General features: G+C 69.6%; 13 protein-coding genes. 3 read left to right on the forward strand and 10 right to left on the reverse strand.

The genetic code is table 11. The features are described 5' to 3' along the window. Positions 1–86: 86 nt before the first annotated feature. The gene (locus O5O46_RS04490; protein WP_269853854.1) at positions 87–791 is read right to left on the reverse strand and encodes a 3'-5' exonuclease; all 705 of its coding nucleotides are present in this window, start codon (positions 789–791) and stop codon (positions 87–89) included. Positions 792–971: 180 nt separating this feature from the next. Beyond that, positions 972–1,253, reverse strand: coding sequence for a glutaredoxin family protein (locus O5O46_RS04495; RefSeq protein ID WP_269853855.1), 282 nt, complete (start codon positions 1,251–1,253; stop codon positions 972–974). A 101-nt stretch (positions 1,254–1,354) separates the two neighbouring features. On the opposite strand from O5O46_RS04495, the gene O5O46_RS04500 reads away from it, so the two are divergent. From O5O46_RS04500 to O5O46_RS04510, 3 genes are all read left to right on the forward strand, one after another. Next, positions 1,355–2,296, forward strand: coding sequence for an HAD family hydrolase (locus O5O46_RS04500; RefSeq protein WP_269853856.1), 942 nt, complete (start codon positions 1,355–1,357; stop codon positions 2,294–2,296). A gap of 410 nt (positions 2,297–2,706) precedes the next feature. Beyond that, complete coding sequence (locus tag O5O46_RS04505) at positions 2,707–3,543, forward strand: ECF subfamily RNA polymerase sigma factor, BldN family (RefSeq protein WP_269853857.1); 837 nt, start codon at positions 2,707–2,709, stop codon at positions 3,541–3,543. A gap of 223 nt (positions 3,544–3,766) precedes the next feature. Continuing rightward, positions 3,767–4,981: a DUF5667 domain-containing protein gene (locus tag O5O46_RS04510; RefSeq protein WP_269853858.1), complete on the forward strand. Its 1,215-nt coding sequence runs from the start codon at positions 3,767–3,769 to the stop codon at positions 4,979–4,981. A gap of 171 nt (positions 4,982–5,152) precedes the next feature. Here O5O46_RS04510 and O5O46_RS04515 read toward each other — a convergent pair whose 3' ends face one another. From O5O46_RS04515 to O5O46_RS04550, 8 genes are all read right to left on the reverse strand, one after another. Continuing rightward, the gene (locus O5O46_RS04515; RefSeq protein WP_269853859.1) at positions 5,153–6,349 is read right to left on the reverse strand and encodes a lysophospholipid acyltransferase family protein; all 1,197 of its coding nucleotides are present in this window, start codon (positions 6,347–6,349) and stop codon (positions 5,153–5,155) included. Positions 6,350–6,423: 74 nt separating this feature from the next. Beyond that, a complete protein-coding gene (locus O5O46_RS04520; protein ID WP_269853860.1) occupies positions 6,424–7,476 on the reverse strand; it encodes an NAD-dependent epimerase/dehydratase family protein in 1,053 nt (350 codons plus the stop codon). Between the two features lie 283 nt (positions 7,477–7,759). Next, positions 7,760–7,858, reverse strand: a complete 99-nt coding sequence (locus O5O46_RS04525; protein ID WP_003948845.1) for a 30S ribosomal protein bS22 — start codon at positions 7,856–7,858, stop codon at positions 7,760–7,762. Between the two features lie 133 nt (positions 7,859–7,991). Next, complete coding sequence (locus O5O46_RS04530; protein ID WP_006604741.1) at positions 7,992–8,201, reverse strand: helix-turn-helix domain-containing protein; 210 nt, start codon at positions 8,199–8,201, stop codon at positions 7,992–7,994. Between the two features lie 129 nt (positions 8,202–8,330). After that, positions 8,331–9,146 carry a phosphatase gene (locus tag O5O46_RS04535; protein WP_269853861.1) on the reverse strand — a complete coding sequence of 272 codons (816 nt, stop codon included), beginning with the start codon at positions 9,144–9,146 and terminating at the stop codon, positions 8,331–8,333. Positions 9,147–9,255: 109 nt separating this feature from the next. Then, on the reverse strand, positions 9,256–10,428 hold the full coding sequence (locus tag O5O46_RS04540) for an acetoin utilization protein AcuC (protein WP_269853862.1): 1,173 nt from the start codon (positions 10,426–10,428) through the stop codon (positions 9,256–9,258). Further along, a complete protein-coding gene (locus O5O46_RS04545; RefSeq protein ID WP_269853863.1) occupies positions 10,397–11,611 on the reverse strand; it encodes an MFS transporter in 1,215 nt (404 codons plus the stop codon). The genes O5O46_RS04540 and O5O46_RS04545 overlap by 32 nt, the downstream gene beginning before the upstream one ends. A 76-nt stretch (positions 11,612–11,687) precedes the next feature. Next, a complete protein-coding gene (locus O5O46_RS04550) occupies positions 11,688–12,332 on the reverse strand; it encodes an HAD family hydrolase (protein WP_269853864.1) in 645 nt (214 codons plus the stop codon). Between the last annotated feature and the right edge of the window lie 18 nt (positions 12,333–12,350).

The raw sequence follows: 12,350 nt of genomic DNA on the forward strand, positions 1-12,350 counted from the left end.
GGGGCCGCCCCGTATACGCCAGGCTATGTCTTTGTGAACGCGTGCACAAAGATGGTGTCCGCTTTGTCCGCGGGAAGTGACGGGCATCACGCGCCTCCCTTCCCCGCAAACGAAACCATTCGCCGCCCCGGAACGTTCTCTTCCAAGGCCCTGGAGCGGCCCTGGCGCCCGATCCACGGCGCCTCCACCCCTGTCATATGCGGCAACCGCGGCCACTCCACGGCCGCCGCCTCGGCCAGTTCCGCCTCGATACCGGGGGCGTACCGCGCGAACAGCCGCCCGCACGTGCGGGCATCGCCCAGCGCGGTGTGCTGCGGCCAGCCCGGCAGCCCCGCGTCCTCGGCGCAGGCCCGCAGCGACAGGCCGCGCGGTGACCGAGCGTGGCGCTCCGCAAGACGCATCGTGCACGCCTGCGGCATCGACGGCAGCTCCACACCGAGCCGGGCGTACTCGGCGGCCAGGAACGCCCGGTCGCAGCCCACGTTGTGGCCCACCAGCACCCGGCCGCGCAGCAGGCCGAGCAGTCGGGCGGCGATGCCGGCGAAGCGGGGCGCGGTGCGCAGATCGTCCGGCTCGATGCCGTGGATGTGGGTGGGGCCGACCGGTCCCTCGGGGTCCACCAGCGTGCTGAACTCGCCCTGCACCCGCAGGTCGCGGTCCAACTGCACGACGGCCAGCTCGATGACCCGGTGGCGACGTGAACTGGAGCCGGTCGCCTCGACGTCGACCACGGCGTACCCCGCAAGCCCACTGCCGTGGGTAACCGCCGCCCCCTGGAGCCTCGGGAGCACGCGCCCACCTTCCTACGTATGCCCCCGACGGCCAAAAACCACTAGATGGTAATCGAATACGCGACCTTGACGGAACCATCCGGAAACGGTCCCCCACCGCGGAGCCTCCGGGACGTGTCGCCCGAAACGACCCGGCCGCCACCGCGGGGCCGGACGCCACCCCCAGAAACGGTCAGAACGCTAAGCGCCGAGCGCCCGTCGCAGCCGCTGCTCGTCCACCCGCCAGAAATCGTGCTGCGCGCCGTCGACCAGGACGACGGGGATCTGCTCCCAGTACTTGCGGTACAACTCCTCGTCCTGGGTGATGTCACGCTCCTCCACGGAGGCGCCCAGCTCCGAGGCGACCTTCTCGATCACCGCGCGCGCCTCGTCGCACAGATGGCAACCGGGCTTGGCGATCAGCGTGACGGTGCGCTCGTGCGGGGGCTTCTTGCGGGCACTGCGGCCGATAAGCGGGCTCATTCATGACATTGTGCCCCCTGTTACACGCCAGACCCGAAGAGTTCATATGACCGGACCCAGCCGGTCCAGTTCAGTCCGAACACAGTGGCTATGCTCGCCCTATGGCGGCACTGCTTGGATGGCTCCCTTCGCGTAGGCACTCGGCCACGCCGCGCAGCGTACTTGCGGGCGAGGCCGCCGCCGAGGCCGCGCTGGCCATGCCCGAGAAGGACGCGACACCGCCGCCCGTCGAACAACAGGCTCGGCCCGAAACCGCGTTCCCGGTCGTGGGCGACCCGACGGCCGCGGCCTTCTTCGATCTCGACAACACCGTGATGCAGGGCGCCGCGCTGTTCCACTTCGGTCGCGGCCTGTACAAGCGGAAGTTCTTCCACAAGCGCGACCTGCTGCGCTTCGCCTGGCAGCAGACCTGGTTCCGGCTGGCCGGGTCCGAGGACCCGGCGCACATGCAGGACGCCCGCGACAGCGCGCTGTCCATCGTCAAGGGCCACCGGGTCGAGGAACTCATGGCCATCGGCGAGGAGATCTACGACGAGTACATGGCCGGGAAGATCTGGCCGGGCACCCGCGCCCTCGCCCAGGCCCACCTCGACGCGGGCCAGCGCGTCTGGCTGGTGACCGCCGCCCCGGTCGAGACGGCCACCATCATCGCCCGCAGGCTCGGGCTGACCGGCGCGCTGGGCACCGTCGCCGAGTCGGTGAACGGCGTCTACACCGGCCGTCTGGTGGGCGAGCCGCTGCACGGCCCGGCGAAGGCCGAGGCGGTCAAGGCGCTGGCCGCCGCGCGCGGGCTGGACCTCGACCGCTGCGCCGCGTACAGCGACTCCTCCAACGACATTCCGATGCTCTCGCTGGTCGGCCACCCGTACGCCATCAACCCGGACAGCGCGCTGCGCAGGTACGCCCGTGAGCACGAGTGGCGGCTGCGTGACTACCGCACCGGCCGCAAGGCGGCCAGGATCGGGCTGCCCGCGGCGGCGGGCATCGGCGCGGTGGCGGGCGGCGCGGCGGCAGCGGTCGCCATGCACCGGCGCCGTCGCTGAACTCCCACCCCGGGTACGCCCCGGGGCACTCCGGCCTGCCGACAAGGCGCCGGTCGTCACTGAGCGTCGCCATCTGTCGCCCTGATCACCGTAAACCAACTACGGGCAGGCATTCCCCTCTTCTTACCCCCTCCAGGCTCCCGTCAGTCGCACAACTGACGCCAAGCCACAACACGCCCTCCAAGCGCACAATCGACGAAAGAAATCGGTCAACTTCCCCATCTGGTTCGATATTTGATCGATCATCAATTGGTTACGGAGTGGGCGGAACCGACGAATTCAGCAACTCGGTGTAGCGTCGTCTGCACGAAGCGTTATTCTCCTCAGACGCACACCGGTACCCACGCGTCCCTACGACGGGTGAACGGTCCCGTACTGCACGTGATGGAAGTTCTGCCTCTGGGAGTCCCGTGTACCCACTCGTCGGGGTTGACGCCTCAGGCCTGGCCGCGCTGCGCGCACAGGTGGCCCACCGCCTGCGCCTGGTCCTCCCCGCGTACGCCGTCCCCGCGTACGCCGTCCCCGTACCCACGCACGTACCCGTCTACGCCACGGCGGTCGGCGGAACCCCCGTGGCCTCCGGCCCGCTGGCCGGCAGACGAACCCCCCGCCACACCGGCAACCCCGCCCAACGCAACGGCACCCGCACCGTCGGCACGGGCACCGGCGCCTCGTCCCGGCGCCCCCCCGCCGACAGCGACAGCCTGCGCATGATGGAACTGGTCGAGCGCGCCCAGGCGGGCGAGACCGAGGCCTTCGGGCGGCTGTACGACCACTACTCGGACACCGTCTACCGGTACATCTACTACCGGGTGGGCGGTAAGGCCACCGCCGAGGACCTCACCAGCGAGACCTTCCTGCGGGCGCTGCGCCGGATCGGCACGTTCACCTGGCAGGGCCGCGACTTCGGCGCCTGGCTGGTCACGATCGCCCGCAATCTGGTCGCGGACCACTTCAAGTCGAGCCGTTTCCGACTGGAAGTGACCACCGGGGAGATGCTCGACGCCAACGAGGTGGAGCGCAGCCCCGAGGACTCCGTCCTCGAATCGCTCTCCAACGAGGCCCTGTTGCAGGCGGTACGCAAGCTCAACCCGCAGCAGCAGGAGTGCGTGACGCTCCGCTTCCTCCAGGGCCTCTCGGTCGCCGAGACCGCCCGGATCATGGGCAAGAACGAGGGCGCCATCAAGACACTCCAGTACCGCGCGGTACGCACACTCGCCCGGCTGCTGCCGGACGACGCACGGTGACCACTGCTCCCCGGCGCGGACGCGGCGCCGTCGGCTGACCCGGCGGGGCGGGCGACCGGCGCCGCGTAACCCGGCTGGCGCGGCGCTCGTTGCAAGGGATGCAGACCCCCCACGGTCGCGCACGAACGTTCCCCGATCACTCGATCGGGTGGATGTGCTCAAGTTGCGCAACCCTTCGGCCACTTCGGGGAGTCGAAGGTGATGACGAGAGGAGGTGCCGCCCGTGATCGGACAAGCAACGGCGCACCGGCGGGCGAACGCCTTCGCCCAGGCCCTGGAGTCGGCGGACACCCGTGAAGCCACACCGGAACGCGCGGCCCACGCCGCGGACCGGCACGCCGATCCGCAACAGGGTCGGCTGCTTGCCATGGCGGAGGCGCTCGCCGACGTACCCAGACCGGAGCTGGACCCCGAGGTCAAGATGGTCCAGCGGGCACAGCTCATCGCGGCCATGGAGGCCGCCCTGGCCGACGGCTCCCTGGACACCTCGGGCCGGGTGCCCGAGCAACGGGCGTCGGGCGGCTCGGCCGGTCAGCCGGTCAACCTGCGGCGGCTACGGCCCCGTTCACGCTGGTCCCGGCGGCTCGCCGCGGGCGGGCTGACCGTGGGGGTCGCGGCGGGGGCGTTCAGCGGTATCGCCGCCGCGAGCACCGACGCGCTGCCCGGCGACACGCTGTACGGGCTCAAGCGCGGCATGGAGGACCTGCGGCTCGGGATGACCGGCGATGACGCCGCCCGTGGCAAGGTGCTGCTGGACATGGCCTCGACGCGGATGCAGGAGGCCCGTCGCCTCCTGGAGCGCGGTCGTTCCGGTCCACTGGACGCGGAGTCGGTGCGCGAGGTCGGCAACGCGCTCACCGGCATGCACAACGAGGTGTCACAGGGGCACGACCTGCTCAGCGGCGCCTACCAGCGGGACGGTTCACTCGCGCCCATCGAGACGCTCAACGCGTTCTCCCAGGCGCACCGGACGATGTGGAGCCAGCTGCGGGACAAGCTCCCACCGCAGCTGCACCGGGTCGGTACACAGGTCAGCTCGGTCTTCGACGCCATAGACCAGGAAGTCGCGCCGCTGCAGCACCTGCTGCCGTCCGCGCCCAACGGCACCGCCAGGGACCGGCGCACCGGCAAGCCCGCGGCGGGCGCCCACCACGACTCCCTGCACCAGGAGTCGACGCCCACTTCCGGCTCGGCACCCCAGTCCGACGACAGCGTCGGCGCCAAGGGCAACACGCCCCCGTCCAGCTCCGACTCCCCGGGCAACCAGGGGCTGTTGGGCGGCCCCGGCCTGCTGACCCCGCCCCAGGGCCAGCCCTCGCCAGTCGGCGGCAGCACGGGCTCGGACAAGCCTCAACCGGAAGCCAGCCCCCAGCCCCTGCTCCCAGGCCTCCCCGGCCTGCCCGGCTTGGGCCTGAACGGCACCGACACCAGCAAGTAGAAACACTGGTAGGGCTTTGTGTCCGGCTCCCCCAGCGGGAGGCGGACGCAAGGCCCTACCAGCGGGCCCCCAGGACCAGTCCCGTCCCGGAGCGTCCAGGGACGCGACACGGCCAGCAGGCGGACAACAGCAAAGGCCTGTGCTCAAAGGAAAGGCGCAGGGGCCGCGGGGTCAGAAGAAGACCGAGCGGCGCTGCACCAACAACTTGTACAGCGTGTGCTGAATCGTTTCCCGCACCTGATCCGTCAGATTGAAAACCAGCATCGGATCATCCGCCGCCTCCGGCGCGTACCCGTCCGTGGCGATCGGCTCGCCGAACTGAATCGTCCACTTCGTCGGCAGCGGCACCATCCCCAACGGCCCCAGCCACGGAAACGTCGGCGTCAGCGGGAAGTACGGAAAACCCAACAGCCGCGCCAGCACCTTCGCATTGCCGACCATCGGGTAGATCTCCTCCGCCCCGACGATCGAGCACGGCACGATCGGCGCCCCGGTGCGCAGCGCCGTCGACACGAACCCACCACGGCCGAACCGCTGCAACTTGTACCGGTCCGAGAACGGTTTCCCCAGCCCCTTGAAGCCCTCCGGCATCACCCCGACGATCTCGCCCCGCTCCAAGAGCAGTTGGGCGTCCTCGGTGCAGGCCAGCGTATGGCCCGCCTTGCGCGCCAGCTCATTGACCACCGGCAGCACGAACACCAGGTCCGCCGCGAGCAACCGCAGGTGCCGTCCGGCCGGATGGTGGTCATGGACCGCGACCTGGGCCATCAACGCGTCAAGCGGCAACGTACCGGAGTGGTTGGCCACCACCAGCGCCCCGCCCTCGGCCGGGATGTTCTCCACGCCCTTGACCTCGACCCGGAAGTACGAGTCGAACAACGGCCGCAGCAACGACATCAGCACCTGGTCGGTGAGTTCCTCGTCGTACCCGAACTCGTCGACCTCGTAGTCGCCGGTGATCCTGCGCCGCAGGAACGCCAGTCCGCCCGCCACCCGACGGTCCCAACGACCGCCGAGCAACCGGTCCGCGGCCCCGCCGAGCGCGTCCGTCAACGCGCCGAGGGAAGCGGGCAGTTCACCAGCGGCACCGCTCCGCGCGTCCGCGTCCTCCGGCACCGGAACCTCCCGCGGCTCCTGCTCGGCCGCCTCGACGACCACCGGCCGCTTCCCCCGACGCACCTCGTCGCCCTCCGGCGCAACCGCCGCCAGCCCCGGCTTGCCCTTCCGCCGCGAACCGGGACTCCTCGCCGCCCGTCGCCCACCACCGCCCTCGCCGGAGCCACCCCGTGCCCCTGCCGGATCGGAAGCCCGCGCCCCCCGACGCGCACGCGTGTCCTCGTCGAACGGGATGACCTTGGCGTCCGCCATGGATCCGCTCCTCCTCGTAGGCTCGTGGGGCTCAGGGGTGTTGGCGTCGCGGCCGTCGCTCGGGCGGGGACCGTTCATCGGGGCGTCCCGGCGGGCAGCACCGCGGCGGCCCGGTCTACCGCGCGGGCGAGCCGCTCCGGCGGCAGCAGCCCGGGACCGCGGCTGGCCGCGAAATCGCGGAACGTACCGGCGGTGGTGAATTTCGGGGTGAATCCGAGCGTCTCACGCATTTGTGTGGTGTCCACCACTCGGCCATGGGTGAGTAGCCGGATCTGCTCGGGCGAGAAGTCGCTGACCCCCAGACTGCGTAGCGCGGAACCCACCCAGGTCACCGTCGGCAGCAGTACCGGCACGGTCGGCTTGCCAAGCCGCCGGGCGGTCTGCGACAGCAGCAGCACACCGTCGCCCGCGATGTTGAACGTGCCGGAGTTGAGCGTGCCGCGACCGGGCTCCTGGGACGCCACCAGCAGCACCCCGATGACATCGTCCTCGTGCACGAACTGCAGCCGCGGGTCATAGCCGAAAACCGTCGGCAGCACCGGAAGCGAGAAATACTCGGCGAGCGGCGAGTCCGCGCCCGGCCCGAGGATATTGGCGAACCGCAGCACCGCGACCGCCACATCGGGACGGCGCCGGGCAAAGCCCCGCACATACCCCTCGACCTCGACCGCGTCCTTCGCGAAGCCACCGCTGGGCAACGACTTGGCCGGCATGGTCTCGGTGAAAACGGCGGGATCCCGCGGCGCGGAACCGTACACATTGGTCGTGGACTTCACGACCAGGCGCCGCACCGAAGGGGCCTTCTGGCACGCGCCGAGCAACTGCATCGTGCCGATCACATTGGTTTCCTTGACCGCCGAACGGCTGCCCCGGCCGCGCGAGCGGCCCAGCGGCGTGCCGTTGACGTCCATGTGCACCACGGTGTCCACATCGTGTTCCGCGAGCACCTTGGCGATCATCGGGTGCCGGATGTCGGCCCGTACGAAGTGCGCGTCGCCCAGCGAATGTTCGGGTGGTACGGCGTCCACACCGATCACCCGGTCGATACCCGGTTCCCGCTGAACGCGCCGGACGAACCGACCACCGAGGCGACGAGCCACTCCCGTGACGAGCACGACCTTGCCCAAGATCGAAGCCTTCCCTTCTCACCCGGCTGTTCTGGCCACCGTATCGGTTCGATATTGCGCTGTGATGACCGGAGAATGCGGGAAGTGACGGCGCCCACACTGTCAGGTGTCGAAGTCCGGCCATCTCCGGCGATCACGTGATGGCCGTTCAGCGCTCCAGGGCGTTCTGCCGGGAACCCATACAGGTGCCACTCGGATATGCCACCGCCGCCGGATATGCCGCTGCCCTCCGGCCGCCGTACTGGCGGCGGCCGAAGGGCAGCGAAGCGAACGCGAGGCCCGCCTACTTCTTGTTACGGCGCTGCACTCGCGTGCGCTTGAGCAGCTTGCGGTGCTTCTTCTTGGCCATGCGCTTGCGGCGCTTCTTGATGACAGAGCCCACGACTACCCTCGCTCATGATTGGAATCACTCGGTGCGGGGCGTCCGAGCCCACACGACCTACGTCGGCCAAGACTACCCGCCAAATAGCGGCGGGCGTAATCCGGGTTGCGCCCGAGTTGATCGGTGGCGTCGGCTAGGCCGACTCCACCCCTACGAAAGACTCCCTGAGGTAGTCGTGGACGGCCTGTTCTGGGACCCGGAACGACCTGCCCACCCGGATCGCTGGCAGATGACCGCTGTGCACCAGCCGGTACACGGTCATCTTGGAGACTCGCATCACCGTAGCCACCTCAGCCACGGTCAGGAACACGACCTCGTTCAAAGGCCTCTGGTCAGCGGCCATGACAACACCTGGACCTTCCGCACATGATGGCCGTCGGCTTCCCCTCCGACGACTCCTACACGCACGTGCACTCACCACCAGATTAGGTGCGGGTGAGGCAAGTGGGGAAGAGGAGTACCGTTCGGTTGCCTACTGTGACAGACAGGCCCGTTTGAGTACATAGCGAGTTAGCGGCCGGTAGTAGCCAGACCGCGCAGCGTCATCAACCGGAACCACGACCGACACCCGCCCTTCGCGCTCCCCGACGAACAGCGCCGGATCATTCACATCTGCCAGCCCCACTGCCTCGATACCCAGCTGACCTGCCCCGCAGACCCAACCATGGTCCCCGACCACGAGCGACGGCAGCGGCCCGTCCCCCGCCACCGCGGCCGCCAGGGCGGCACGAACCGGCAGCGGCGAGTGGCAGTGCGCGGCCGACGCGCCCCCACTGTGATCCCCACCCGCCGGACGCACCACCGCGACCCCGTGTACGTAGTCGAGGGTGTGGGTACGTAGTCCAAACTGGGTCGAGATGTCGATACATCGACCATACGCGGGGGTGAGCACAGGACACCCCGCCGCCGAGAGTCCGGCCGCCAACCCGGCGTAGAAATCGAGGAGTTGACGTGGATGACCGGTCCCCAGCAACACCGGGGCCCGCGCCCGGGCCGCCCTGGCGAGCCGGTCCGCGAGAGCGTCCAGCGCGGCGAGCGTGCGGTCCGGATCGATCACCTCCCGTCCTGACCTGTGGCCAGGATCCGGCGAGACCCCGCACCGGTCCGCCATCAGCCGCAGCAACTCGTCCGGCGTCCAACTCCCCACGGGATCAAGCCCGATGAGGAATCTCGGATCGCGCTGCGCGAACAGCTGGTAACTGCGCAGACTCTTCTCCCGCGACGTCGCCACCGTACCGGCCAGCCCAGCCGCCACCAGGTGCGCACGCAGCGCCTCGGCACTCAACACGCCCTCGATGGTGGCCCGTCGCCCCACCCGGCACACCGACGTGCCGGTAAATCCCCCCGACATGGGCCGAGATGCGGTACGGGACCGCGCATGCGCCCCGGCCGGGCCGCTACGGCAGCACCCCGTGCAGCGGGAACACCGCCCGCCGGGTCGCCAGCACCGCCTGGTCCAGCCGGTCCGCCGGGTCGTAACCACCCTCGTCGAACCCCCGCCACACCGGCTGCCGCCCGTCCGTCATCCGCATCGGGGCGCCCTGCCTGGTCAGCCGGTAGACCTCGTGCCGCCAATCCTCGGGAGTGAGCGCCTCCGGCGGGATCGGCGCGCCCGCAACCAGCGCCACCAGGTGCGTCCACGACCGCGGCACGACCTCAACCACGGCATAGCCCCCGCCGCCCAGCGCCACCCACCGCCCGTCGGCATGCCGGTGCGCAAGCTCATGGCAGGCCTCGGCCACCATCCGCTGTGCGTCCAGGCTCACCGCCAGATGCGCCAGCGGGTCCTCGAAGTGCGTGTCCGCGCCGTGCTGGGTGACCAACACCTGCGGCCGGAACGCCGCCAGCAGCTCCGGCACCACCGCGTGGAACGCCCGCAGCCACCCCTCGTCCCCGGTACCGGCCGGCAGCGCTACGTTCACCGCGCTGCCCTCGGCGCCCTCGCCACCGGTCTCCTCGGGGAAGCCGGTCTGCGGGAAGAGGGTGCGCGGATGCTCGTGCAGCGAGACCGTCAGCACCCGCGGGTCATCCCAGAACGCCGCCTGCACCCCGTCCCCGTGGTGCACGTCCACATCCACGTACGCGACCCGCTCGGCACCCAGCTCCAGCAGCCGGGCCACCGCCAGCGCCGCGTCGTTGTAGACGCAGAACCCCGACGCCGAACCGGGCATGGCGTGGTGCAGCCCGCCCGCGAAGTTCACCGCGTGATCGGCGTTGCCCCGCCAGACCGCCTCCGCCGCGCCCACCGACTGGCCCGCGATCAGCGCGGACACCTCGTGCATCCCGGCGAACGCCGGGTCGTCCGCGGTGCCCAGCCCGTACTCGACCTCCGCGCCGCGCGGGTCGGCCGAGGCCCGGCGGACCGCCTCGATGTAGTCCGGCCGGTGCACCAGCCGCAACGTCGACTCGCCCGCGGCTGGGGCCGCGACCACCCGCATGCCCTTGGTCAACCCGAACGCCTCCACCAGCGACCTGGTCAACGCGAGCCGCACGGGGTCCATGGGATGGCCGGTCCCGAAGTTGTATCCGGTTACCGCGTCATCCCACATCAACTGCCCGCGCCCGCTCATGCCCCACACCGTATCGGTCCGGTTTCACCGCGAACGAGCGGGCATACAGCAGTGTCGCGAGAACCAGCACCATCGGCACCAGCATCGCCCCCCGGTAGTTCCACGCGTCGCCAATAGCCCCCACCAGCGGTGAACCCACCAGGAAACCCACGTAGTTGAAGACATTGAGTCTGGCGATCGCGGCATCGGAAACACTCGCACCATGCCGCTCATACGCATGCCGTCCGGCGGCGGCGAAAGTCTGCGGCACGATCACACACAGCCCGAGACCGAGGACGGTGAAGCCCACCATCCCGACCCACGGCCCGGACGCGATGGCCACCACCACGAACCCGCCCGCCGCGACCAGCGCCCCGAACCGTACGACCGCGACGGCGCCGAACCTCCGTACCCCCAGGTCACCAACGGCCCTACCGAGCAGGGTCGTCACCATATATACGTTGTAGGGAACGGTGGCCAGCTGCTCGGAACTGTGCAGGGTGTCCTGGAGGTACTTGGCACTCCAGTTGGAGACCGTCGAGTCCCCTATATACGCGAACGCCATCACCAGACAGAACGGCAGCAGCAGCCGGAACCCGATCGAGCCGCCCGCACCCTCCCCAACTCCCCTTGCGGCGCCGTCCAGTTCCTGGTCCACGAACCACCGACCGGCCACGACGGCCACCGGTATCAATACGGCGACCGTCGGTCCGTATAGCGCGGCAAGCGACAGATGCCAATGCGCTCCCACCCAGGCAAGCGATGCTCCGGCTATGCCGCCCAGGCTGTACGCGGCATGGAAGCCGAGCATGATGCTGCGCCCGTACGCGTGCTGAAGGCTGACCCCCAGCATGTTCATGGAGGCGTCCAGGCCACCGACCGTGATCCCGAACAACGCCAGGGCGACCGCGCACTGCCACAGCGCACTCCCCGATCCCGCCCCGACCAACGCGAGGCAGACCGCCGGCTGGACCCAGCGCAGCAACACGGTCGGGCGCACCCGTTTGACCAGCTGCTCGGTGCACACGCTTCCGACACCGGCCAGGATCGGAACCGCGGCGAGGAAGACCGGCAACAGGGCGTTCGAGATGCCGTACCGATCCTGCAGAGCAGGGATCCTGGTCACCAGAAGTGCGAAGACCACCCCCTGCACGAAGAAGCTGACGGCGAGCGAGGCCCGGCCGTGCCGCAAGCGTGCGTCCATGAGGGTGGAGCGTAGGGCCCGGGACTACTGATGGGTATCCCCTGGACGCGAGCCCTTGGCTCTTTTGCCGTGGCGTTCAGCCCAGTAGCCGCGAAAGCTCCGACATGTCGGTGAACAGGGCCTTGGCGCCAGCCAGTTTGGCGGGCGCGGTCATCGCCGCGAACCCGTACACATCCATCCCGGCCGACACCGCGGCCTGAACTCCCAGCGGACTGTCCTCGACCACGGCACAGCGCTCGGGAGATACGCCCATCGACTTCGCCGCGTACAGGAAGAGGTCCGGCTCGGGCTTGCCACGGCCGACGTCCTGCGCGCTGAAGATCCGCTCCTCCCCGAAGTACGAGTAGAGCCCGGTCGTCCGAAGCGCCACCCGGATCCGCTCATGGCTCCCCGACGAGGCGACACAGTACGGAATCTGACGCTCCACCAGTCCGTTCAGTACGGCGCTGGTCCCGGCCACCGGTTGCAGGTTGCTGCGGAAGGCGTCGAAGACCCTGGTGTGAAAGGTCTCGTTGAAGCCCGCGGGCAGCGTCTGCCCGGACCGCTCCATCACCAGGTCATGGATGCGGTGCACGGCGGCGCCCATGTAGTCCCGGATCGAGTCCTCGTAGGTCGTGGGATGCCCGAGCTCGGTCAGGTAGTCGGCGAGGATCCGATTGGAAATCGGCTCGCTGTCGACCAGGACGCCGTCGTTGTCGAAGATGACAAGTTCGTACCGCATCGCACCACTCTAACGGGA

The organism is Streptomyces sp. RPT161, from assembly GCF_027533845.1.
Classification (GTDB): Bacteria; Actinomycetota; Actinomycetes; order Streptomycetales; family Streptomycetaceae; genus Streptantibioticus_A; species Streptantibioticus_A silvisoli_A.